Here is a 21880-nt window from a genome sequence, read left to right as displayed (position 1 = left end):
CCGAGCGACGGCCCGGTTACGGCGCGGCGACGGTGACGTTGCCGGCGGTCCCGCTCGCGGTCGCGTTCGCAACGAACGACTCCGGACCGGCGAAGGCGACGACCGTCTCGTCGCCGATCCGGATCGAGCGGAGGCTGGTCGCGTTGCGCTGTTCCAGGTTCGCTTCGAGGTCGGAGACTGCGTCCGCGAGTTCGTCGGCATCCTCGGCGGAGTCCATTCGGAGGACCCAGGCGACGCTCGGGTCGGTGTCGTCGCCGAATCGGACGAGTCGGTCGGCGCCCCAGCCGGTCGCGGCGGTGTCGACGCGGTCGGCGGGGAGGCCGGCGTGGAGCCACGCCCGGAGTTCGATCTCGCCGGCTCGACGGCGCTCGCCGACCGTCCAGCGGTCGTCGCCGTCGACGCTCACGTTCAGCGAGCGGACCGGGTCCGCGCCGGGTTCGAGGCGGTGGACGACCTCTTCCGTGGACTCGGGCGGCGACTCGAAGACCGCCGAGAGGTTCGTCGGCCCGTCGACTCGCCACTCGACGTAGCGCGCCCCGAAGTAGACCTCGCCGGCGGTCTGTCGGTAGGTTCCCGGGGCGTGGTCGTAGATACACTCCCGCAACTCGGCGGGCCGAGACCCGTTCCAGCGCTTGTCGTAGCGTTCGGCGTACTGGTCCGTGGTGTACACCGCGATACCGCCCGTAGGGAAGGCGGGCGACTCACGGAGTTCGATCGTCTCCACGGACCCCGACAGCTGTCTCTGGAACGTGTGACCGAGTTCGTGGACGAAGATCAGCTCGACGGCTTCCGCCGAGAGGGTCCCCTGGGTGATGGAGATGGTGTCACCGCCGGACGCCGAATAGAACGTCGCACAGTCGGAGATCGATCCCGCCTGCAGTCCCAGCGCCGCCTGATAGGGGCGAGGTTCGATCGTCGAGAAGTCGAACGCATCCCGGTCCTCGACGACGACCTCGGGAGCCGGTGCGTCGACGCCGAGCAGTCGCTCCACGCGGCGGTAGACGACCGTCGCGTTGAACGGGAGCTCCCCACCGCGAACGGCGACGCGCTCGCTCTCGCCGACGCCGTCGGGATCGCTCGTTTCGACTCCGCTCTCAGTCGGTGATCGCTCCACGCTGTCGGTCGGCGCGGTCGCCGTGGCTCTCGATTCCGTGGCTGTCGCGGTCGGTGTCGAATCCGGCGTCGTGCTCGCACCGAAGGGCGCTCCGCAGCCGGCGAGGACCAGGAGGCAGGCGATCGATAGCGCCGAGAGGGGTCGTCGGGTCACTGTATCGCTCGATGGAATTGTAACGTGAAAATACGTTCGGTCCGACAGTTCCGGCTACGGCACTGTGACCGTGATGTCACCGGCGGTCCCGGTGGCCTCCGCGTCCGCGGCGAACGAGTCGGGGCCGGCGAAGACGACGACCGCCTCGTCGCTCGCCCGCGCCGTCTCGACGCTCGTCGCGTCGCGCGATTCGAGGGTCGCCTCCAGATCGCCGACGGCGGCGGCGAGTTCGTCGGCGTCCTCGGCGGAGTCCATCCGGAGAACCCACGCGACGCTGGTGCGGTCGCCACGTTCGAACGTGAGGATCTCGTCGGCGCCCCAGCCGGTCGCGGCGGTGTCGGCGCGGTCGGCGGGGAGGCCGGTGTAGAGCCACGACCGGAGTCGGAGTTCGCCCGCTCGCTCGCGGGTATCACCGATCCAGCGACCGCGCTGTCGGACCGACACCGAGAGGTTCGCGACCGGCTCGGCGTCGGGCGCGAGCCCGTGGATCACCTGTTCGGTCGTCCGGGGCGGCGCCCGGTAGACCGTCGAGAGGTTCGTCGGCGAGTCGATCCGCTGCTCGAAGTGCAGCCCGCCGAAGTAGTAGCGGCCGGCGAGGTCGCGTCTGCCGTCGCCGATGCGGTCGTAGATACACTCGCGGATGCCGAGCGGCGTGGTGCCGTTCCAGCGCTTGTCGTAGCGGTCGGCGTACCGGTCGGCGACGTAGACGGCGCTGCCCTCGGTGAGCGCGTGGTCGACGTCGTACCGTTCGATCTCGCCGACTCGGTCGTACCCCTCGACCTCGTCCTGGACGATGTGGACGTACTCGTGGGCGAGGACCAGCTCGACGGACGCCGCCGACAAGTTCCCCGGCGCGATCGTGACGGTATCGCCGCCCGCGGAAGCCGGATAGAACTGCCCGCACTCCGATATCGACCCGTCGCCGCGACGATACCCCAGCGCCTCGGTCGACGCGGTGAGGTCCCCCGTGGAGAAGTCGATCCGGTCGGCGTCGGTCACCTCGACGGTCGGTTCGGGCGCGTCGGCGTCCATCAGCCGCTCGACTCGCTGGTACACCGCCGTGGCGTTGACCGGGAGTTCCCCGCCGCGGACGACGATGCGGTCGCTCTCGCCGACACCGTCGGAACCGTTGTTCGACGGCGGCGCGGGCGTCGCCGTCGGCGTCGGCGATGGGATCGCCGTCGGCGTCGGTGTCGGCGACGGCGTCAGCGTCGGCGTCATAGTCGAGGTCGGAGTCGGTGTGGTCGTCGGTGTCGGCGGCGCCGTAGTCGGTGTCGCCGCGGGCGACGGCGCCGGGGTCGGCGTCGCCGGGTCGTCCGCGTCCGTCGGAGCGGGGGTCGTTCCGTCGTCGGTCGGCGCGGGCGTCGCGCCGTCGCCGAGAATCGTCGAACACCCGGCGAGGACGAGGAGCGCTGCGAGGAGGACGGTCGCTGTCGGGCTGCGAGGACCCATCGTCACAACCTGGGGGTGTCACTCAATAAATACTACCGGTCGGTGTGACGGCGCCGTCGTCACTCGCCCCGGGTCGACTCGACGAGGTCGACGGCGAGGGCGGTCGCCTCGGTCGCCGTCTCGCCGAAGACGTACGTGACGGGTTCGATGCCGAACGCCCCCTCGTGGTAGGCCACGCGGGGGACGGCCCCGCGCTCGCGGAAGTGCTCGCGCAGGCGGTCGCCGCGCTCGTCGTAGTCGGCGTCGAACTCGACGGGGTCGATCCCGCGCTCGCGAGCGGCGTCGAGCAGCCGCTCGGAGGTGGCGAGGTTGAGCGCCCCCCGGACCTGGGGGTCGGCCGCCATCGCGGCGCGGATCGTCTCGGCGACCCGCTGGGAGGCGCCGAACTCCGGGTCGGCGGGGACCACGACCCGGCCGTTGACCGCCTGGAGTCGCCCCGGGACGGCGGCCACGTCCGTCGCGTCGGCGGCGTCGGGGACCGCGGTCCCGACGTTCGTGCCGACGTTGGGGACGTGGTCGGCCATCCCGGGCTCGTTGGCGATCCGGCGAGCGGCCCGGCGGACGGCGGCCAGCGCCTCGCGCTCGGCGAGGACGGCGTCGTCCGTCCCGCGGACGCACAGGTCACAGCCTAGCCCCTCCAGCGCGGGCATTTCTTCCTCGTGGACGGCGCAGATGGGGCCCCGGTCCTCGAACGCGCGAACGAGGTCGAGCAGTTCCGAAAGCGTCTCGTAGCCGTCCATCGAGCCGTCGGCGAACCCGTCGGCGATGGCGGCCATCGTCGCCTGCATCCGCTCGTCCTCGGCGAAGCGGTCCTCGACGGTCACGTCGCCGCGGAGGTACTTGCTCACCGCCGCCTGCGTCAGTCCGAGGCGGTCGGCGACCTCCTTCTGGGTGAACCCCCGGTCGTGTAACTCGGTCGCCAGCATCGCCCGCGCGGTCGGGAGGAACCGCTCGACCACGATCTCGCTGGGCAGCCGCAGTGACATGCACCCCGCTTGCCCCGGCCGACGTATAAGCGCGTTGTGCAACGACTTCGCCCCCGCCGCGGCTCGGCGTCCGCCGTCGCGTTCGCGTTCGGCCGATTGTACAATCGACTTATACCGAAAGTTGCTTTACCACTCGATGGTAACACTGGTTAATATGAGCCAGGAAGGCTTCGACAAGTTCAGCGACGTCGGCGAGGCGGAAGTCACCCGAGCGATCGGCCAGGAGTGGACCGAGGAGTTCATGGACTTCTCCGACAGCGACGTGATCATCGTCGGCGGCGGCCCCTCGGGGCTGATGGCGGCGAAAGAGCTCGCCGAGCGCGGCGTGCAGGTGATGGTCGTCGAGAAGAACAACTACCTCGGCGGCGGGTTCTGGCTCGGCGGGTTCCTGATGAACAAGGTCACCGTGCGCGACCCGGCCCAGCAGGTCCTCGACGAGCTGGAGGTCGACCACAAGCAGTCCAAGGACAGCGAGGGGCTGTACGTCGCCAACGGGCCCGAGGCCTGTTCCGGCCTGATCAAGGCCGCCTGCGACGCGGGCGCGAAGATGCAGAACATGACTGAGTTCACCGACATCGTCATCCGCGAGGACCACCGCGTCGGCGGCATCGTCATGAACTGGACGCCGGTCCACGCCCTGCCCCGCGAGATCACCTGCGTCGACCCCATCGCCGTCGAGGCCGATCTGGTCATCGACGCCACCGGCCACGAGGCGATGGCCGTCAAGAAGCTCGACGAACGCGGCGTCCTCAACGCGCCGGGCCTCGAAGAGGAAGCCAGCGGCATGGACTCCACCGGTGACGACACCTACGGCGCCCCCGGCCACGACTCGCCCGGCCACGACTCGATGTGGGTCGGCGAGAGCGAGGACGCCGTCGTCGAGCACACCGGCCTCGCCCACGACGGCCTCGTCGTCACCGGTATGGCCACCGCGACGACCTACGGCCTCCCGCGCATGGGTCCGACCTTCGGCGCCATGCTCGTCTCCGGCAAGCGCGCCGCGCAGGTCGCGCTCGACGAACTCGAAGTCGACGCCGACCCCGTCGACCTGACCTCTCGGGACGCCGCGACGCCCGCCGACGACTGAGACCACGAGCGAGCGGACAGCCGGTGGGACCGATTCCGGGTGGCTCCGTTTCGAGTGAGCCCGGGGCAACCCATCCGGTGAAGCCCTACTCGTCCCCGGAGCCGCACGGCGGGATCCTGAGAAAGACTTATTCTCGGACCGGAAGTGGTCGCGAAACGAACGGATGCTTCCCGCTGTCGCGATCGGTCTCGCAGCCTCGACGATCGCGGAGACTGACGACGTGGCCCGTGAGACGGCGGTCGCAGGCCTCGAACGCGCGTCGGCTCCCGCGGAGAGCGAGCCGCTGGGCGAAGCCTTCGACGCTGCGTTGCGAGCGCAGCTCCGTGACGCGGTCGCTTCGGCCGACGGCGTCGACCCCTCTGCGATCGACGAGTGCTGGCCGGAGATCGCTTCGGCACTCCGATCGCTCGAAACTTCGTTCGACACACCGATGGACGGGGTCATCGAGCTGACCGATGCGATCGACGCTACGATCGACGCCGAGTGTGGAGCCTCGGTCCCGGCGTCCAGCGTCCAGGTCGCGGTCTCGGCGGCGTACCGGGATCTACTCGACGGGGTCCCGTCGGTGGTTCGCGGCACCGAACTCGAAACCGCGATCGAGTCGCCGGTCGAGGATCGGCTGCGAGCCCGGTTGTTACACTCGCTCGGGACCCTCGCCCGCCGTCGCGGAGCGCTCGACGCGGCCTCGGGCTACTACGAGGAGACGGCGGCTATCGGACGGGACGTAGGGGATCTGCGCGCCGAGGCCGACGGTTGCGAGGGGTTGGGAATCGTCGCGGACCAGCGCGGCGATCTCGACGCCGCCGAGGAGCACTTCGAGGCTGCCCTCGAACTCCGGCGGGAGGCCGGCGATCGACACGGGGTGTCCGCCGGCCACAATGCGCTCGGCAACGTCGCCCTGAAGCGCGGAAACCTCGACGCCGCGGAGGGGTACTACGAGCGGAGTCTCGCGATCGAGCGCGAGGAGGTCGATCGGGAGGACCCCGACAGTGGGGCCGTCGACCGAGCGGGCGTCGCGAGGGCGCTCGATAACCTCGGGCGCGTCGCCGCGCGCCGTGGCGACCTGTCCCTCGCGAGGGAGCGCCACGAGGAGGCCCTCGAAATCTTCGAAGCTACCGGGGACCGCCACGGGGCCGCGAACACGAGGATCGATCTCGGGTCGCTCGCGGCCGATCGGGGCGATCTCGACGACGCGGCGGCGCGGTTCGAGCGAGCCCGCGAGGCCTTCGAGGCGACCGGGGATCGCGCCGGCGTGGCGAGTGCGCTGGGGAATCTCGGCACGGTCGCCGACGACCGGGGCGATCTCGCCGCCGCTGCCGACTACTACGAGGAGTCGCTGGTCCGCCACGAGGCGAGCGGCGATCGTCACGGCGTCGCGGTCGACCACGTGAACCTCGGGTCGATCGCCGAGCAGCGCGGCGCCCTCGCGGCCGCGGTCGACCACTTCGAGACCGCAAACCGGATCTTCGACGAGATCGGCGCAGTGCGCGGTGCGGCGACGTGTCTGGACAACCTGGGCGAGGTCGCGCGCCAGCGCGACGATTTCGATCTCGCCGTGGAGCACTACGACGAAGCCCGCCAGCTCCGGGCGGAGAACGGCGATCCGTGCGGAGCCGCCGAGACGCTGATCGAGCTCGGCGAGGTCGAACGGGAGCGCCGGGCCTTCGAGGACGCCGAGGCGTACTACCGCCGGAGTCGCGAGCGCTTCGCCGCGGCCGGGAGCGACCACGGGGTAGCCAGGAGCCTCGGCAGCCTCGCGGTGCTCGAGCGGGACCGCGGAAACCTCGACGCCGCGAAGGACCACTACGAACGCCAGATCCGGACCGCGCGGGACGCCGGCGAGCCGACGCACGCCGTGGCGGGACTCGTCGGTCTCGCCGGGGTCGCCGCCGAACGCGGCGACCACGACGCGGCCCTGGAGCGGGGCGAGCGGGCCTTCGAGGCGGCCGTCGACGAGGGCGCCATCGGGGCGGCGGCGAGGGCCGTCGACGTGCTCGTGGAAGTCTGTCTCCTTCGCGACGAGGTGGACGACGCGATCGGGTGGTGTGAACGCGGACTCGAAGCGGCCGAGGAGGCCGGCCACGAACCGGTCGTGGAGGCCCTCCGTCGCCGCCGATCGTCGCTCACCGGGGAGTAGCACGCGGGCTTTCCGTAGCAATCTCGACGCTGGCCGCCAACGCTACGGAGGGATCTGCGGATTCGGGAGCTGTCGGCAGCGACGCGGGAGTGCCAGGATAGCTGATAGACGGCGGATACGATAGTGCTTGCGGCCACCGACGCTTTCCCGGCGGAGCGCGAACACCGACCCAGTGACGGACGAGACGGAGTACTGTCGCCTGTGCGGGCAGGAACTCAAGAAAGACCTCGCGGCGACGAACAGCCGGCAGTGCTGTCTCAACGCGACGCCGATCGCGGGCACGTGTCCGGAACACGGGCCGGTCGGCCCTCATCACGCGACGGACGCCCCGGACGACGCGACGTGACCTGTTCGCCGGCGGTAACCAACAGCGTTATAGCATTACTGGTTGGGGGTTTCGGATATGGAACGGGAAGTCACACGGCGGCGGTTCCTGCGCACAGGGGGCGCGGCGAGCGCGCTGGCACTGGCCGGTTGTCTCGGGGGATCGAATCCGATATCGGGGGGCGGAGGCGGCGGTCCGAGCGGTTGGCCGAGACCGCAGCGAGACGCGGCCTTCACTGGACACACCGAGGCGTCGGGACCGACGGGATCGGTCGAGACCGAGTGGAGTCACGACCTGGGGGACGAGCACCTCGGCCAGGCGCCGGCGGTCGTCGGCGGGACCGTCTACGTCGCCGACCCCGACGGGGTGTCGGCGCTGGACGCCGAGAGCGGCTCGGAGCAGTGGCGCGAGGAGTTCGACGGGAGTATCGGACAGCTCACCGTCCTCGACGGGACGGTCTACTTCGAGTCGGCCGGCGTGCGAGCGCTCGACGCGGCCGACGGGTCGACCGAATGGACCTACGACGACGTGGCCGAACGTGGGAAAGTGACCGTCGCCGACGGGACCGCGTACCTGGCCGAGTGGACGGGTGGGCTCGTGGCGCTGGACGCCGGGAGCGGCGAGGAGCAGTGGACCGGTTCGACCGACGAGGGAGTGCCGCACCAGCCCGCGGTGGCCGACGGGACCGCGTACTTCGTGACCAGAGGGGGCGAGGAGACGCCGAGCTATCTGGTCGCCGTCGACACCGAGAGCGGCGAGGAGACCGCGCGGATCGAGCGGGAGGCCGCGATCGACCAGCGACCGACCGTGGTCGACGGGACGGTGTATCAGCAGAACGGCTGGGCCGTCGGGCCGACGACGGTGCCGGGCGGCGAGCAGGCCTGGGGATACGACGAACGGGTCCCGCGAGGGGCGCCGAGCGTGGCAGTCGACGGCTCGACGGTCTACTTCGCCAACCGGCGGCCGGGGACTACCCACTATCAGATCGTCGCGCTGGACCGGTCGTCGGGGGAGCCGGTGTGGCGACGGACGCTCGACGGCGGTGTGGTGGCCGCACCGATCGTCGCCGACGGAACCGTCTACCTGGGGACGACCGAGGGGACGGTGTACGGACTCGACGCCGAATCGGGCGAGACCGCGTGGCAACACGCTCTCGAAGGGAGGGTCGACGCGAGTCTCGCCGTCGCGAACGGCCGCCTGTACGTCGCGGCGAGCGAGGGCGGCGTGTACGCGCTCGCGGAAGCCTAGACCCGGCCAGCGCCGTTCAGGCCGGCGTCCCGAACGCGAACAGCGTCATCGGCGTCGCCCCGTCGGCGTGCGGGGAGAGGTACTCCCTGACCTCGGTGTCGGCGAAGGTGAACCCGCGGCCGCCCAGCGACCGGTGGGCGTAGGTCGCGAGGTAGAGGCGCCCGAGCGCGACGCCGGCCTCCAGCTGAGCGAGCCGGTAGCCGCGGTTCCCGAACTCCGAGACGACGGCGTCCACGTCGGCGACGAGGTAGACGTTCACGGCGGCGTCGCCGACCACGTCCTGTCCGAGCGCCAGCTCGCCCGCCCGGTCGCGGTCGGTGTCGCCCACTCGCTCCAGTTCGTCGGGGCCGGGGTGGTACTCGTAGCAGCCCGACTCGATCCCCTCGACGGCGTGGACGAGGCAGTAACAGTCCACGAGCCCGCGCAGGTCGCCGGCGAACGCGTCGGCGGGCACGCCCCGGAGCGCCCGGTCGAGGACGGTCGCGAACTTCCGGGCGGTGATGGGGTCGCGGCTGTACTCGCGACAGGAGCCCCGGCGTTCGATGGTGTTCCCGATCGGGCGGGCGGAGGCGGTCTCGGCGTCGACGGGGTCGAGGGCGACCCAGTCGGCGTCGTCGACCCGTTCGCCCAGCGACGCGTCGGCCGCCTCGACGGTGAAGTTCGCCCGCCAGGACGCCGCGGCCGCGCCGTCGTCCAGCCGGCTCTGTCGCCAGGCGTCGGGGATCAGCGGGTAGTCGACCGGGTTCTCCGAGAGCGGCCGCTCGTCGGGATCGATCGGGTCCACATCGGGGGTGGCGCCGTCGGCGTCCGCGTCGTCGGGGACCGGCGAACCCGACCCGACGGGGACGAGCGCCAGCGGCGCCTCCTCGTCGGGGTCCAGGCCAAGCAACTCGACGACGGGGTCGTCGGCGAAGCCGGCGACGACCTCGGCGCGGTGGCCCCCGCCGTGGGCGACGGCGAGCAGGTTCGCGAGGATCGTTCCCGAGTCCCAGAACGCGTGGCGGTAGGTCCGGTCGCGGTACTTCCAGGCGTTGCGCCACCACTCCGAGGCGGCGACGAACGTGACCGGCGCGTCGGCGACGCCCGCCGACTCGGTCCGCTCGGGGCCGTCGTCGCCGTCACCGTTCTCGCCCGGGCGCTCGCCGGCGGCCGCGGCGAGCGCTCCGCGATAGTCGCCCTCGCGGAGCACGTCGAACTCGCCGGAGTGGGGGTCGAAGTGGTAGACCCCCGGCGAGAACGCGCCGCAGTCGCCGGCCACGGCGTAGATATCGACGTGGTAGAGCTTCCCCGTGCAGGCGGCGGCGCGAAAGCGCATCGGCTGGCCCCGGATCTCCAGTTCCTTGGTCACCCCGGCGGCGTAGTGACAGAGCGTCCCGATGTCGGGGTCGCCGTCGGGTGCCGGCGCGGCGGCGGGCGGTGCCGGGCCGTCGGCGGCGACGGCGGCCAGCGCGGGCGTTTGCGGCGGATCGGGGTCGTCTCCCGGCGAAACTCGGGGGAGGTCCTCGTATATCTTGTAGGGGCGCGGCCGGTTCGACTCGTCGAGCTCGAAGTCCATCTCGCGGAGCCGCTCGGGGGAGTAGTCGGTGCGCTCGTGGTACTCGCGGGCGTCGACCATGTCGGCGGTTCGACCGGTCGGGCCTAACCGCTTTGGGTGGGTCGGGACGGTTCGACCACCAGCATCTCCGTCGCGCCGGGCTGGAACTCGTAGGGGACTTCACGGAACGCGACGGCGTGGCCGTCGGCCCGGAGCGACTCGGCGACGGGCTCGACGAACGCCGAGCGGGTGCGGTCCAGCGAGTGCAGCGGGAACACGCGCACCTCCTCGCGGGCGACCCGGGCGAGGTCGCGCAGCGCGGCCAGGTGAAAGTCGCGGTCGAGCCGGTCGTCGTAGACGAACAGCAGGTTCGCCACGAGCGCGAGGCCGACCGCGTCGTCCCCGAAGGGAAGGTCCGGCAGCGCGCCCGCCACGTACCGCTCGGGATGGGTCGCGTAGTCGGCGAGGAAGCGCTCGGCGGCCGCCCGGAGGTACCGCCCGCGCGTCTCCACGTCGCCGTAGAAGTCCCAGACGAATAGGCCCCGTTTCTCGCGGAGCTGGTCGACGTTGTACTCGATGGCGTCGTCGAGTTCCGGTTCGAGTTCCCCGGCGGGGCGACCGAAGAGGGGATCGACGGCGACCGCGCTGTCGGCGAGTTCCGCGGCGGTCGCCGTGAAGGCCCCCGCGCCGCCGCCGCAGTCGAGGACCGCCCGCCCCGCGATGTCATCGGCCACCAGGTCGAACATCCGCCGGTACTCCGCGAACGTCCGTCCGATCGTCAGGAAGTCCGCCTCAACTTCGAACTCTTCGTTGGACATATCTGTGTACTATTGTCCTAGGTTGTCCGTTGATGTATAGTATTTTCGAGTTAGGACCTCGGATCTATCCGGCAAACGGATGGACAGACGGAATATATCGTCCGGGTCCGTAGCTCCGTGTATGCCCGAGACAGCGGCCGGAGAGCGGGAGTACGTCGGGTGTCCGGCACCGGCGTGCAACCGCAAGGACAGGCGGAGCGTCATCAAGGAACACCTCGCCGAGATGGACGACCAGCGTCACGAGCGCTTCGACGGCAGCGAGATGTAGCGGGCCGCGGACGGACGGCCCCGCGGCGAGCGGAACCCGCAAACCGTTTCACTCGGTGGTACCACCGGTTCGTATGGTCGAGGAGGTCACGCTCTATCGCGCGCCCACCACCGAGGCCGCCGACGCCGACGCGGTCGCCGAGTGGCTCCGCGGGCGCGTCGACGCCGACGTACGAGTGCGCGACCGATTCCTCTCCGTCTACGGCGACGAGGACCTCGCGGAGTCGTTCGCCGAGGCGCGGGTGCTCTCGCCGTACGAGCGGGAGACCGGCAACACGATGGTCGGCATCGTCCGCTACGAGGAGCGCGCGCTGGAGAACCCCGAGCGGGGCGGCGGCGTCATCTACGACGGCCTGCAGGTTCAGTCGATCCTGAACGGGCTCGTCCCCGACGACGAGCGCGGCCTCGAACACCTGCACGTCCCGCTGCTGGACCGCGTGGTCGGCACCTGGGGCGACCACGACGGCCGCTGGCACAAGCGGGTGAACGTCCTCGGTCAGCCCGGCGTGGTGTCGGTGCCGGGCCTCTACGAGGCGCCCGCCAAGCCCGAGCAGTACTACAAGGCCCAGCAGAAACACGCCCTGCTCTCCGGCGGCGCGCCCCCGCGGGAGGTGCTGGAGAACGAGGTCGACGGCGAGTTCCTCGTCGAGTCCGACCCCCGGACGACCGAGGCGCTGCGGGGCTACGTCCTGCAGTGTTACCACTATCTGGAGACCGGTGAGAGCTTCTGCGACGACGAGGACTGTCGGTTGCACAACCCGCATCGCCAGCCCGGGGTCGTCCGGGCGCAACTGCGGGCCCCGGAATTCTGCCCCGAACACGCCGAGCGGTACCGGAAATAGAGCGAGTGCGGGCCGTCGGCGGCGTCCGTCTACGCCAGCGCGATCCCGGCACCGACGGCGACGCTCGTCAGCGCGAGGCCGGCGACCGCGACCGCCGTCGTCCGGTCGAGGTGTTCGTCGGTGTCGGCGGAGTCGAACCCGCCGCGCCCGGTCAGGACGCCGACGCCGACGGCGACCGCCGAGAGGCCGCCGACCAGCGCCAGCGTCGTCCACAGTTCGATTCCGTGCCGTACGATCTCGCGCGCGGCCGACCCGGCGAGGAGGACGCCGGTCGCTATCGGAGCCGCGCCGGTCGCTCTGTTGGAGGGCATCGTCCGGACTTGCGTCGCGATTCCGAAAAGCGTGGTGGGCGAAACCGTTCTCGGCCCGTTCGGTCGCCGGTGACCGCCCTCGGCGCGCTCGCGGTCGCCGTCTCGGGAAGTCGAATCCCCACCGGCGGTCGGCGACGCTCGATATCCGAACACCGAAACCGAACCGGTCAGCGGCGGTCGTAGACGGCGACCGCGCGCTCCGAGCGGGCCGAGCGGCCGTAGGGGTTGCGGCGCGACGACCGGTCGAGCAGGCGCGCCCAGACGCCGTCCTTCGAGCCGACCGCCAGTCCGGAGAGCACGTCGCGGCCGGTGGTCAACCAGTTCGAGGGCGTGCCGTCGCCCCTGGCCACGTCGCGCAGGGAGTCGAGGGCGTCGCGGCCGGCGTGAGCGACCATTCGCGCGGCCACGCGTGGGCGGACGCCGTAGTTCTTGACGAGCCGGTAGGCGAGCGAGCGGTACTTCCAGCCGGGGTCGCTCGTCGGCCCGCCGCCGTCGGCGCCGACCTGGCGGGCGACGCCCATCTCGGACTGCCAACTCACCGCGTAGTCGAGGTTCGCCAGGCGGTGAGCGCCGTCGCGGGCGCTGCCGATCTCCAGGTACTCGTCGAAGCCGTCCAGGGCGTCGAGCGCCGGCCGCGAGAACGCGACGTTGCCGCCGTTGAAGTAGGTGATCTCGCGACCGGCGAGCGCGTCGGACTCGACCTCCTCCGTGGTCATCCCGCCGCGGAGTCGCTCGTGGACCGGCCCGGAGACCACGTCGGCGTCGGCCAGCCCCGCGACCAGCGCGTCGTACCACTCGTCGGTCACGGCCAGGCCCTGGTCGACCAGCGCGACGGCGTCGCCGGTGGTCTGTTCGATGCCGGCGTTGCGCGCGGCCGTGACGGTCCGGTCGGCGACCTCGACGAGCACGTCCACGTCGTCGCGCTCGCGGACCATCCCGGTCGTTCCGTCGGTCGACGGGCCGTTGACCACCACCACCTCGACCGCGGGGACGTGCCCGGCCAGCGCGTCGAGCGTCCGTGCGAGTTGCTCCCGGCCGTCGAGCGTCGGAACCACCACCGAGAGCTGCATACAGTCCGTAGCAGGCTCGACGCGTATAAAAGTCGTGGGACGAACGGACCGCGCGATCCCGGGTCGGACGACGACGACGGCGGACGAGGGACGACGCGCGGCCGGACCGCTCGCCGCTCACTCGACGGTGGCCGACCAGTAGGAGATCGAGGCGAGGCTGTCGCCCAGCGGCGTGCGGTCGACAGCCTCCTCGACGCTGCGGAACGCCTTCGCGACGCCGCCCGGGAGCTTGCGGTAGAGGCCGAACGGGACGACGAACTCGTGGGTCTCGCCGGTCAGCCGCAGGTCGGCGGCGGCGAGCATCCCGTCGACCTCCCGCCGGGAGTACAGCCGCGACCCCATCGGGAGCGCCCAGTTGTACAGCGACCGCCCCGAGAAGCGGTTGTACGTCTCGAAGACGACCTGATCCTTCGAGACGCGGGCGAGTTCGCTGAGGTACCGCTCGGGCTCGTCGACGAGGTGGAAAAAGCGGATGGCGAACACGGAGTCGAAGTGGTCGTCGGGGAACGGCAGGCGGGCCGCGTCCCCGCGCAGGAACTCCAGGTGGTCGTCGACGCCGGCCTGGCGGGCCTTCCGGCGGCCCTCGCCGAGCATCGGCGCCGAGATGTCGAGCCCGACCACGTCCGCGCCCTGCTGGGCGAGCATCACCGAAAAGCGACCGGTGCCGCAGGCGATCTCGAGGATCTTCCTGTCCTCGACGGGCGCGAGCGCCTCGCCGACGGCCTCTTTCTCCAGTCGGTCGGTGAGCCGACCCCCACCGCGGGAGAAGCGTTTGTCCTCGTAGGACTCGACGACGGTTTCCTGCTGGTACCACTCCTGACCCTTCACGATACCGGAATTTGCCCCCTCGGGGGGCAAAAGAGTACTGAAAGCGCTCGGGGACGACCGGGTCGGCCGACCCCGGTCCCTCCGACGCCCGTCCGCCCGACGGCGGTCGTCTTCAGGCCGTGAACACCTCGTCCGGTCGGATCTCGACGATCACTCTCGGGCCGGGGTCCTCGTCGTAGCTCGGATACTCGTCGACGCCGAAGTACCGAGCGGCGAGTTCGTCGATGTGGTCCTCGGCGCCGGCCTCGGTCAGCGCCGTCACCTCGCCGACCACCGAGCAGTAGCGGTAGGCGTCGTCGGGGTCGACCATACTCACGCCGACCCGCGGGTCCGCGCGGACGTTGCGCTCCTTGCGCCGGCCCCGGGCCGTGTTGACCAGCACCCGGTCGGCCTCGGGGTCGTAGTCGATCCAGACGGGCGTGACGTGGGGGAACCCCTCCGGCGTCAGCGTCGCGAAGTGCGCGACCGTCTCCTTCTCGAACAGTTCGTGGTACGACTCCGGGATCGACGCCATACCGGATCCTCGGTCCACGACGCCGAAAAGGTGTGCCCGAGGGGCGACCGCACCCGCGTCCTTGACGGCGGATCCGGCGGAAACCGCTCCCTACCGGCGGCGTGTTCGACGAACGGGCAGGAATATTAGGATACCTTATATGGTTTGGACTATTTGGTCATCCATATAGCCAACTTTTACCAGTACCCTCGCGAGACGAGGTGGTATGAGCACGACGATAGACGAGCCCGCGGCGGAGGAGGCACTGGGTGAGGCGGAGTTCCGCGAGCGGCTCCGCGAGCTCCCCCCGAGCGCGAAGCTAGTCGCGAAAGTACTGGAGACGGACGCTCCCCTCTCGCAGGGCCAGCTGGCCGAGGAGTCGCTGCTGCCCGACCGGACCGTCCGCTACGCCCTCAATCGCCTCGAAGAGTCCGGCCTCGTGGGCTCGCGATACAGTTTCCACGACGCCCGGAAACAGGTCTACTTCCTCAACAGCTGAGTCGCCGCCCGCGTCCGGAACGGGTGGGTCGCGGGACGGACGCGTCCGCGTTCTCGGTTACCGCTCGGCCAGCGCCGCGTCGGTCTCGTCGAAGCCCTCGATGTCGACGCCGTCGCCGGTGACCTCGGCGACGTAGACGCCGTTGCCCGAGCCCGTGTCGCGCTCGCTGGCGGCGTCGACGGCTCGCACGGCCAGGTCGCGGGCGTCGGCCATGCTCATCCCATCGTCGTACTCGCCCTCGATGGTCCCGTAGGCGAGTTGCATCCCCGAGCCGGTGACCGTGTAGTCGTCGGCCATGACGCCGCCGGCGGGGTCGATGCTGTAGACGTGGCTGCCCTCCTCGTCGACGCCCGCGAGGATCGGGTTGATGGCGAACCACGGCCCGCCGCGGGCGAAGTTGCCCGCCAGGGTGGCGAGCGCGTGGATGCTGATCGACTCGCCCTTGCGCACCTCGTAGAGGTCCGCCTCCGAGCGGAGCGTCCGGATGAACGACTGGGCGCCGCCCACGCTCCCGACGAGCGTCAGCACGCCGGTCGGGTGGATCTGCTCGACCTTCTGGACGGACTTGTTCGAGACGAACCGGCCGCCCAGCGAGGCGCGCCGGTCCGTCGCGACGACGACGCCGTCCTCGGCGGTGATGCCGACCGTGGTCGTCCCGGTCTTGTTGACAGCGCCCTCGTCGCGGTCCTGCGCGTTCGCGCCGCCGGCTCCATCCGCATCGTCGAACCCGTCGGCGAGTTCGGGCGCGGTCGGGTCGCCGACGGCGTCGGCGCCGGTCAGCGGGTCGGTGAATCTACTCATCGGCCTCACCCCCCGCGTCCAGCTCGTCGAGGTGGCTCGCGATCTCCTCGGGGTCGAGCGAGCGCACCCGGTGGGTCTCGGTGTCGATCACGGTCACCTCGACCGCCTCGGGGTCGACCGCCCCGTCTTCGTCGCTCTGGGCGATGGTCTCCAGCGCGAGGGCGACCCCCGAATCGAGGTCCATCCCGTCGCGGTACTCGTCTTCGAGGAAGCCCATGAGCGACTCCCGGTCGCCGCCGATGGCGGTCGCCTGCCACTCGTAGGGCGTCCCCGAGGGGTCCGTCTCGAAGAGCTTCGGTGTGCCGTCGGGGTCGACGCCGCCGATGGCCAGCGCCACGCCGAACGGGCGGACGCCGCCGCTCTGGGTGTAGCGCTGGATGTAGTCGGTGACCTCCTTGGCCAGCGACTCGACGCCGATCGGCTCGTCGTAGCGTAGCTTGTTGACCTGCGCCTGCTCGCGCGCGAAGTCGACGAGCTGGCGCGCGTCGGCGACGTGACCCGCGCTCGCGACCGCGATGTGGTCGTCGACGCGGTGGAGCTTCTCGATGCTCCCCTCCTCGACGAGCGGCGAGCGGACCTGCCGGTCCGCCGCCAGCACCACGCCGTCGCCGGTGCGAACGCCGACGCTGGCGGTGCCGCGCTTGATCGCTTCCCGAGCGTACTCGACCTGATAGAGGCGTCCGTCCGGCGAGAAGATCGACGTCCCGCGGTCGTACGCCTGCTGGTTCTGATCCTGCATGGTGTGCGTCACTGAGTCGTCGTGACTAACCTCCAGTTAGTGGTCGCTATATATAGGCCTTTTCACCAGGCCGCGGGGCTACGCGGCGGCGGCGGGCCGAGATTTCGAGAGTGGCGGTCGGTCGATGGCTGCGGCGGAGGGCCCGGGTCCGTCAGTCGTCGCCGAGGGGGTCGTCGAGGTATCGCGCTTCGAGGCGGGCCGCGGTGGCCGGGCGCTCGACGTACCGCGCGTCGACGACCGCGAGGGTCACCGCGAGCAGGGCGGAGCCGACGGCGGCGACGCCGAGTTCGAGCGCGGTCACGTCCGGGCGGGCGGCGGCCGGCGGGAACCCGACCGCGAGCGCGGCGAGATACGCCACCGACAGGGTCGCGACGGCGACGACGAGCCCGAGGGCGTACTCGGCCCCGAGCGCCGAAGCCGGGCGCTCGCTGGCGTATCCGAGCGCGAGCGCCCCGACCGGGAACATGACGGCGAGGCCCAGCGCCCACGTCGACGCGGTCGTCTCGCCGCCCGCGAGCACGGACGCCAGCCCCCAGACCGCGAGCGCGACCAGCAGGGCGGCCGCGCCGGCGAGCCGGGCGGCCGCGTTCGTCTCGTACATCAGCGGCGCCCCCCGCGTTCGTCTCGCGGTAGGCGCCGCGAACCGGCGGTGGTCGGACGGGCGGTCGGGTCGGCGGTCGACGGGCGTTCGAAACCGGACCGGGTCGCGGCGGGTCGCGCGGTCATATCGATACCCCACCCTCCCGGCTACGGACGCTTAACTCGTGTCATCGGCCCCGACGGGCCGACGGCGAGCGATCGGCGCTCTCCGGCGGTTTCGCCCGACGAAGCGGTCCGTTACGTGTCGATTCGACCCGATACGCTCGGGTTACTCGGGACCGCACCGGGACCGAAGAACGGGGGAACGGTCGTCAGGCGGCGGGTCGGCCGGCGGCCTCGGGTTCCGGCGCGACGGCGCCGCCGATCGCGCCGCCGACCGCGCCGGGGATCCCGGTCGCGGCGACCCAGACGAGCGCGGCGATGCCCGCACCGAGCCCGAAGATGCCGGCGACGAGGGTCCCGGCGAACAGCAGGACCAGCGCGACGACGATCCCTCCGATCGTCGTCGCCAGGAACCCGTGGAGCGCGCCGCCGCCCAGCCCCTCCCGGGCGGCGTACCCGGCTATCGCGCCGGCCACGAGCCCGGTCAATCCCGCGCCGAGCGTCGGGAGCGTCGCGTCGGTGAACGGGAGGCCCAGTCCGCCGAGGAGTCCGATTACGAGCGATGCGACGATTCCGTACGCGACGGCCATCCACTTTACCATGCGCGAGTCCAGGCTCGCTGACGTGTTAAGCGAACTTGCCGACATCGGGAGGTAATTTCACTTTCACGTGCGGGATAGCGGCGGCGACGGAACGAATGGTCGCGAGTTGTCCGCGAGGTGCGAGTCGACCGGTCGAACTGGCTCAGTACAGCGAGAGGTCGCCGGTCACCTTGTCGACGAGGTCCTCGCGAGCGGGACCGACCGCCAGCGCGCTGGCGGTCCCCGGTTCGAGTTGCGTGTGGCCGGCGTCGCGGACGATAGCGTGGGGTAGCCCCTCCCGCTCCGCTTTGTCGGCGAGTTCGAACAGCTGCGACTCCCCGTCGGCTCGGAGGACGATCTTCTTCTGACCGCTGCCTTTCCACTCGCTGGCGGCCTGCCGGTCGGCGTCCTCGTAGGCCATGAGCGAGGCGTGGGCGACCTGCGCGGCGAGTTTCCCCTCGCCCATCCCCAGGTCGGCGCGGGCGACGATGGCCTGTTTCATACGAGTGGGGTGGGCAGGCCGGCGTAACTGCCTTTCCATCCCGCGCGGGACGTGCCGTCGACGGCGAAGACGCTAAGCCCCTGGTCGTCCGGGCTGTGGTATGGTCGCGGAGTGGGACGAGGAGCGGACGCTGGAGGCGGCGGTGGCGGCGTTCGAATCGCTGACCGACGAGACGCGCCAGGCGGCAGTCGAGGAGCTGTACGACCTCACGTGGGACGCCGACTCGGGCGCGACGTTCACGGAGCTGCGGGAGGCGGTCGGCGTTCGAGACCCCGGGCGATTCCACTACCACGTCGAGAAGTTGGCCGAGACGTTCGTTCGGAAGCGCGACGAGGAGTACTGGCCGCTGGAGGGGCGCCTGCGTGCCGCCGTGGCCTTCGCCGCCTGCCACCGGTCGCCGCCAGTCGAGGGGGACGTGCCGACCGAGTGGGTCCGCTGGTCCGCGGCGACGCGATACGAGTGTCCGTTCTGCGAGCGGTTCCTCGCCGCCGTCGGCACCGAACGGGAGTCGCTGGACCTGCTTTGCGCCGAGCACGGCACGGTCTTCAGGCAGGTGCTGGCACCGGGCCCCGACGCAGCGGACCCGCAGGTGTGGTTCGACGCCGCCGTCCGCGCGTACCACCAGGACGCGGAGACGCTTCGCGAGGGGCGCTGTCCGTGGTGTCACGATTCGGTCGAGACGACGCTGCGGTACGGCCGACTCTCCTACACCAGCGATGCCGTCGACGCCGTCCCCTGGCCGTCCCTGTGGGGGCGGTACGACTGCACCGCCTGCCCCCACGAGACCTGGCGGCCGCTGGCGGTCGCGCTGTCGACGAACGGCCGCGTCCGGCGGTTCTTCCACGCACGCGGCATCGACCTCCGGCGGGAGCCGACCCCGCGCCGATACGTGGCAGACGCCGAGGCGGTCGACGGCGACGCCGACGGCCCTGGCCCCGAACGAGCGACGCTCACCTACCGGGTCGGCGACGCGACGCTCTCGCTGACCGTCGACGAGGGGGTCGCCGTCGAGTCGGTGGAGCCGAACTCGCAAGCGGGAAGTCGGCCGGATCGGACCCCAACGCCCGAGTCGAGGGGAGTCGGCACCGACGAGGAACGGACGGTGTACGACCCCGATTCGGCGATTTACGCGGCCCCGATCGTCACCGACGAGACGGTCTGCGTGGTCACCGACCGGGGCGGGTGTCTGGCGTTCGACGCCGAGACCGGGGAGCGCCGGTGGCACGTGGATGTCGACGGCGCCAAGCGCTCGCCGGCGGCAGCGGACGGCGTCGTCTACGTGGGCGACCGCCGCGGGACCGTCACGGCGGTCGACGAGCGCACCGGTGGACAGCTGTGGTCGACGACGGCCGACGGGCACCCCCGTCTCGCACCGGCCGTCGCGGACGGGACGGTGTTCCTCGCGACCCCTGACGGGGCGGCCCTCGCGCTCGACGCCGAGACCGGGGAGCCCCGCTGGCGAATCGACGGCGACGGCGCCCGCGGCGGGCCGCGCGGCCCGGCCATCGGTGAGGAGTTCGTCTTCGTCGGCGGGCGCGAGTGCGTCCGAGCGATCGACGCGACGACGGGGACGCCGGCGTGGACGGCGGAGACTGACGCGCTCGTCACCGACCTCGCTACGACCGGAGAGACCGTCTACGTCGGCACGCGAGACGGCGTGGTCGCCGTCGACGCGACGGACGGCGAGCGTCGCTGGCGAACCGACGCGGACGCCGGCGGCGTCGGTCTCGCCCCGTTCGAGGACGACCTGATCTGTACGGCCGTCGAGTCGGGCCTGTCCCGCTACGACGGCGCCACCGGCCGGCGCCGCTGGCGCGCCGACGTGACGGGCGACCCGGCGCTTCGGCCGCCCACCGTCGCCGGCGACCGGGTCGTCTGTAGCGACCGGAGCGGGACCCTCGTCGCCGTCGACGCCGCGGCCGGCGAACGCCTGTGGAGCGCCGACCCGGTCGCTCCCCACCAGGTCAGTTGCCGCCCAGCAGCCCGGGGAGATGCCCTCTATCTCGCCGACCTCGCGGGACGAGTCGCCGCGGTCGACGCCGACACCGGCGAGACCGGCTGGCGGACTCCGCTCCGGGAGCGTTGACGCCGGACGAGATTCGTGTCATCCCACCAATTGAAACGCCGTTCTACGAACCGTTTTGTCGATACACGCGCTCGCCGGCGGTATGCCGACGAGACGAACGCTGCTTCGACGCGGAGGACTCGCCGTCGCGACCGCTGGGCTGGCCGGCTGTAGCGCCGGCGGCGGAACCGGGGACGGGAACGGGTCGAGCGCAGGGCCGGCGTGGACGGCCACGCGGTCGGTCGTCGAGCGGTTGCGTCACGCGGTCACGTCGACCCCGGTGGTGTCGAACGGGACGCTCTACGTCCCGACGTACGCGGACGGGCTCTACGCGCTGGACCCCGAATCCGGGGAGCTCCGGTGGCACGTCGGGCTATCGGTGACCGACGGCGTCTGCGTCCACGACGGCGCGGTGTACGTCGGCGACGCCGGGACCGGCGAGACGGTCGAGCAACTCATGGCGACCGACGGGCGAGCGTACGCGTTCGACGCCGAGACGGGCGAACCGCTGTGGGAGACGAGCGTGAGCGGGAACCCGATCAGCGAGCCGGTGGTCCGCGACGGCGCGGTCTACCTCGGCGCCCGGTCTCACGGGCTCCACGTCCTCGACGCCGCGAGCGGCGAGTCGAGTCGGTCGCTCCCGTTCGCACAGGGCGTCGGGAACGGGGGGTTCGCCGTCCGGGACGGCGTCGTCTACGTCGGGAGCCGCCGTCGCACCCTCGCGGTCGACCTCGACGGCGGGGAGACGCTGTGGGAAGTGTACACCGACGAGGAACCCGACCCCCTCCGGCTCGAGGGTGACCGTTTCTACGTCGAGACCGGGTCGGAGCTCGCGGCACTGGCGCCCGACTCGGGTGAGTCCGTCTGGTCGACGGCGGCCGAGGCGGCCGGGCTGGCCGTCGGCTCGGCCGTCTACGCCGCCCTCGTGGGCACGCCCGGACTCGCCGCGTTCGATCCGTCCTCCGGGGCGGAGCGCTGGCGACGCTCGCTCCCGGCGCGTCCGCAGGGTCCGGCCCTGGGTGACGGGACGCTGGTCGTCCCGACCCGGGCGGGGACGGTCCACTACGTCGACGCCCCGACCGGGCGCGAGCGGACCGTCCTGCGCGTTAGCGAGAGCGCCGGATCGACGACGGGAGACGGGGCCGGATCGACGCCGGTGGACGGGGCCGGCCCGCTGCTGTCCTGTTCGCCCGCGTGGGACGGGGACGCCCTCTACGTCGGCGACCGGAGCGGGACGGTCTACGCGCTCCGCGACGACGGGGAAGCGGTGCGCTGGCGGACCGACCTCTCGGCGGTCGAGTGAGCGCGGCGCCGACGGCGACGCGT

23 protein-coding genes are annotated in these 21880 nt (G+C 71.5%); 9 read left to right on the top strand and 14 right to left on the bottom strand.

The genetic code is table 11. The annotated features are described in order from the left end of the window. Positions 1-16: 16 nt before the first annotated feature. From HZS54_RS09795 to HZS54_RS09785, 3 genes are read right to left on the bottom strand one after another with little or no spacing between them, the layout of a single operon-like run. Positions 17-1267: a hypothetical protein gene (locus HZS54_RS09795; protein ID WP_179922340.1), complete on the bottom strand. Its 1251-nt coding sequence runs from the start codon at positions 1265-1267 to the stop codon at positions 17-19. Positions 1268-1321: 54 nt separating this feature from the next. Then, complete coding sequence (locus HZS54_RS09790) at positions 1322-2719, bottom strand: hypothetical protein (protein ID WP_179922338.1); 1398 nt, start codon at positions 2717-2719, stop codon at positions 1322-1324. Positions 2720-2778: 59 nt separating this feature from the next. Further along, complete coding sequence (locus tag HZS54_RS09785; protein ID WP_179922336.1) at positions 2779-3705, bottom strand: thiamine-phosphate synthase family protein; 927 nt, start codon at positions 3703-3705, stop codon at positions 2779-2781. Positions 3706-3859: 154 nt separating this feature from the next. Between HZS54_RS09785 and HZS54_RS09780 the strand changes: the two genes are divergently transcribed. From HZS54_RS09780 to HZS54_RS09765, 4 genes are all read left to right on the top strand, one after another. Further along, positions 3860-4792, top strand: coding sequence for a sulfide-dependent adenosine diphosphate thiazole synthase (locus HZS54_RS09780; protein WP_179922334.1), 933 nt, complete (start codon positions 3860-3862; stop codon positions 4790-4792). 163 nt (positions 4793-4955) lie between these two features. Further along, entirely contained in the window at positions 4956-6929 is a 1974-nt protein-coding gene (locus tag HZS54_RS09775; RefSeq protein WP_179922332.1) for a tetratricopeptide repeat protein, read from the top strand. A gap of 172 nt (positions 6930-7101) precedes the next feature. Next, positions 7102-7275 carry a hypothetical protein gene (locus tag HZS54_RS09770; RefSeq protein WP_179922330.1) on the top strand — a complete coding sequence of 58 codons (174 nt, stop codon included), beginning with the start codon at positions 7102-7104 and terminating at the stop codon, positions 7273-7275. Between the two features lie 57 nt (positions 7276-7332). Further along, positions 7333-8502, top strand: a complete 1170-nt coding sequence (locus tag HZS54_RS09765; RefSeq protein WP_179922328.1) for an outer membrane protein assembly factor BamB family protein — start codon at positions 7333-7335, stop codon at positions 8500-8502. A 16-nt stretch (positions 8503-8518) separates the two neighbouring features. Here HZS54_RS09765 and HZS54_RS09760 read toward each other — a convergent pair whose 3' ends face one another. Both HZS54_RS09760 and HZS54_RS09755 read right to left on the bottom strand, forming a co-directional pair. Beyond that, entirely contained in the window at positions 8519-10117 is a 1599-nt protein-coding gene (locus tag HZS54_RS09760) for a SagB/ThcOx family dehydrogenase (RefSeq protein ID WP_179922326.1), read from the bottom strand. A gap of 23 nt (positions 10118-10140) precedes the next feature. Further along, positions 10141-10854 carry a class I SAM-dependent methyltransferase gene (locus tag HZS54_RS09755; protein ID WP_179922324.1) on the bottom strand — a complete coding sequence of 238 codons (714 nt, stop codon included), beginning with the start codon at positions 10852-10854 and terminating at the stop codon, positions 10141-10143. A gap of 121 nt (positions 10855-10975) precedes the next feature. Between HZS54_RS09755 and HZS54_RS09750 the strand changes: the two genes are divergently transcribed. Together HZS54_RS09750 and HZS54_RS09745 are read left to right on the top strand one after the other, a co-directional pair. Continuing rightward, a complete protein-coding gene (locus HZS54_RS09750; RefSeq protein WP_179922322.1) occupies positions 10976-11122 on the top strand; it encodes a hypothetical protein in 147 nt (48 codons plus the stop codon). 73 nt (positions 11123-11195) lie between these two features. After that, the gene (locus HZS54_RS09745; RefSeq protein ID WP_179922320.1) at positions 11196-11963 is read left to right on the top strand and encodes a DUF7001 family protein; all 768 of its coding nucleotides are present in this window, start codon (positions 11196-11198) and stop codon (positions 11961-11963) included. A 29-nt stretch (positions 11964-11992) separates the two neighbouring features. On the opposite strand, the gene HZS54_RS09740 is transcribed toward HZS54_RS09745, so the two are convergent. From HZS54_RS09740 to HZS54_RS09725, 4 genes are all read right to left on the bottom strand, one after another. Further along, complete coding sequence (locus tag HZS54_RS09740) at positions 11993-12274, bottom strand: hypothetical protein (protein WP_179922318.1); 282 nt, start codon at positions 12272-12274, stop codon at positions 11993-11995. 167 nt (positions 12275-12441) lie between these two features. Next, positions 12442-13344, bottom strand: coding sequence for a glycosyltransferase family 2 protein (locus tag HZS54_RS09735; RefSeq protein WP_179922316.1), 903 nt, complete (start codon positions 13342-13344; stop codon positions 12442-12444). A 117-nt stretch (positions 13345-13461) separates the two neighbouring features. Further along, positions 13462-14172 carry a class I SAM-dependent methyltransferase gene (locus HZS54_RS09730; protein ID WP_179922314.1) on the bottom strand — a complete coding sequence of 237 codons (711 nt, stop codon included), beginning with the start codon at positions 14170-14172 and terminating at the stop codon, positions 13462-13464. A 112-nt stretch (positions 14173-14284) separates the two neighbouring features. Continuing rightward, positions 14285-14686, bottom strand: coding sequence for a pyridoxamine 5'-phosphate oxidase family protein (locus HZS54_RS09725; protein WP_179922312.1), 402 nt, complete (start codon positions 14684-14686; stop codon positions 14285-14287). 205 nt (positions 14687-14891) lie between these two features. On the opposite strand from HZS54_RS09725, the gene HZS54_RS09720 reads away from it, so the two are divergent. Then, a complete protein-coding gene (locus HZS54_RS09720) occupies positions 14892-15164 on the top strand; it encodes a MarR family transcriptional regulator (protein ID WP_006885878.1) in 273 nt (90 codons plus the stop codon). 57 nt (positions 15165-15221) lie between these two features. Here the strand turns inward: HZS54_RS09720 and psmB are convergent, their stop codons facing one another. From psmB to pth2, 5 genes are all read right to left on the bottom strand, one after another. Next, a complete protein-coding gene (gene psmB / locus HZS54_RS09715; RefSeq protein ID WP_179922310.1) occupies positions 15222-15965 on the bottom strand; it encodes an archaeal proteasome endopeptidase complex subunit beta in 744 nt (247 codons plus the stop codon). After that, positions 15958-16704, bottom strand: coding sequence for an archaeal proteasome endopeptidase complex subunit alpha (gene psmA, locus HZS54_RS09710; RefSeq protein WP_179922308.1), 747 nt, complete (start codon positions 16702-16704; stop codon positions 15958-15960). Before psmA ends, psmB begins: the two co-directional genes overlap by 8 nt. A gap of 151 nt (positions 16705-16855) precedes the next feature. Then, positions 16856-17305, bottom strand: a complete 450-nt coding sequence (locus HZS54_RS09705; RefSeq protein WP_179922306.1) for a hypothetical protein — start codon at positions 17303-17305, stop codon at positions 16856-16858. Between the two features lie 310 nt (positions 17306-17615). Then, entirely contained in the window at positions 17616-18008 is a 393-nt protein-coding gene (locus HZS54_RS09700) for a DUF5518 domain-containing protein (protein ID WP_246391879.1), read from the bottom strand. Positions 18009-18150: 142 nt separating this feature from the next. Further along, positions 18151-18489: a peptidyl-tRNA hydrolase Pth2 gene (pth2, locus tag HZS54_RS09695; RefSeq protein WP_179922305.1), complete on the bottom strand. Its 339-nt coding sequence runs from the start codon at positions 18487-18489 to the stop codon at positions 18151-18153. 100 nt (positions 18490-18589) lie between these two features. On the opposite strand from pth2, the gene HZS54_RS09690 reads away from it, so the two are divergent. Further along, complete coding sequence (locus tag HZS54_RS09690; protein ID WP_179922303.1) at positions 18590-20575, top strand: DUF7351 domain-containing protein; 1986 nt, start codon at positions 18590-18592, stop codon at positions 20573-20575. Between the two features lie 82 nt (positions 20576-20657). Next, positions 20658-21857 carry an outer membrane protein assembly factor BamB family protein gene (locus HZS54_RS09685; RefSeq protein WP_179922301.1) on the top strand — a complete coding sequence of 400 codons (1200 nt, stop codon included), beginning with the start codon at positions 20658-20660 and terminating at the stop codon, positions 21855-21857. Positions 21858-21880 lie beyond the last annotated feature (23 nt).

The organism is Halosimplex pelagicum (assembly GCF_013415905.1).
GTDB lineage: Archaea > Halobacteriota > Halobacteria > Halobacteriales > Haloarculaceae > Halosimplex > Halosimplex pelagicum.
This window is presented reverse-complemented; position numbering and strand designations above follow the sequence as displayed.

Bases quoted from the DNA above. Each gene is read 5' to 3' on its own strand.
- HZS54_RS09720 (WP_006885878.1), top strand. From the start codon at position 14,892: ATGAGCACGACGATAGACGAGCCCGCGGCGGAGGAGGCACTGGGTGAG.
- HZS54_RS09735 (WP_179922316.1), bottom strand. From the start codon at position 13,344: ATGCAGCTCTCGGTGGTGGTTCCGACGCTCGACGGCCGGGAGCAACTC.
- HZS54_RS09705 (WP_179922306.1), bottom strand. From the start codon at position 17,305: ATGTACGAGACGAACGCGGCCGCCCGGCTCGCCGGCGCGGCCGCCCTG.
- HZS54_RS09760 (WP_179922326.1), bottom strand. From the start codon at position 10,117: ATGGTCGACGCCCGCGAGTACCACGAGCGCACCGACTACTCCCCCGAG.
- HZS54_RS09740 (WP_179922318.1), bottom strand. From the start codon at position 12,274: ATGCCCTCCAACAGAGCGACCGGCGCGGCTCCGATAGCGACCGGCGTC.
- HZS54_RS09765 (WP_179922328.1), top strand. From the start codon at position 7,333: ATGGAACGGGAAGTCACACGGCGGCGGTTCCTGCGCACAGGGGGCGCG.
- psmB (WP_179922310.1), bottom strand. From the start codon at position 15,965: ATGAGTAGATTCACCGACCCGCTGACCGGCGCCGACGCCGTCGGCGAC.
- HZS54_RS09690 (WP_179922303.1), top strand. From the start codon at position 18,590: ATGGTCGCGGAGTGGGACGAGGAGCGGACGCTGGAGGCGGCGGTGGCG.
- HZS54_RS09785 (WP_179922336.1), bottom strand. From the start codon at position 3,705: ATGTCACTGCGGCTGCCCAGCGAGATCGTGGTCGAGCGGTTCCTCCCG.
- psmA (WP_179922308.1), bottom strand. From the start codon at position 16,704: ATGCAGGATCAGAACCAGCAGGCGTACGACCGCGGGACGTCGATCTTC.
- HZS54_RS09745 (WP_179922320.1), top strand. From the start codon at position 11,196: ATGGTCGAGGAGGTCACGCTCTATCGCGCGCCCACCACCGAGGCCGCC.
- HZS54_RS09750 (WP_179922322.1), top strand. From the start codon at position 10,976: ATGCCCGAGACAGCGGCCGGAGAGCGGGAGTACGTCGGGTGTCCGGCA.
- HZS54_RS09790 (WP_179922338.1), bottom strand. From the start codon at position 2,719: ATGGGTCCTCGCAGCCCGACAGCGACCGTCCTCCTCGCAGCGCTCCTC.
- HZS54_RS09775 (WP_179922332.1), top strand. From the start codon at position 4,956: ATGCTTCCCGCTGTCGCGATCGGTCTCGCAGCCTCGACGATCGCGGAG.
- pth2 (WP_179922305.1), bottom strand. From the start codon at position 18,489: ATGAAACAGGCCATCGTCGCCCGCGCCGACCTGGGGATGGGCGAGGGG.
- HZS54_RS09685 (WP_179922301.1), top strand. From the start codon at position 20,658: ATGCCGACGAGACGAACGCTGCTTCGACGCGGAGGACTCGCCGTCGCG.
- HZS54_RS09700 (WP_246391879.1), bottom strand. From the start codon at position 18,008: ATGGTAAAGTGGATGGCCGTCGCGTACGGAATCGTCGCATCGCTCGTA.
- HZS54_RS09725 (WP_179922312.1), bottom strand. From the start codon at position 14,686: ATGGCGTCGATCCCGGAGTCGTACCACGAACTGTTCGAGAAGGAGACG.
- HZS54_RS09755 (WP_179922324.1), bottom strand. From the start codon at position 10,854: ATGTCCAACGAAGAGTTCGAAGTTGAGGCGGACTTCCTGACGATCGGA.
- HZS54_RS09780 (WP_179922334.1), top strand. From the start codon at position 3,860: ATGAGCCAGGAAGGCTTCGACAAGTTCAGCGACGTCGGCGAGGCGGAA.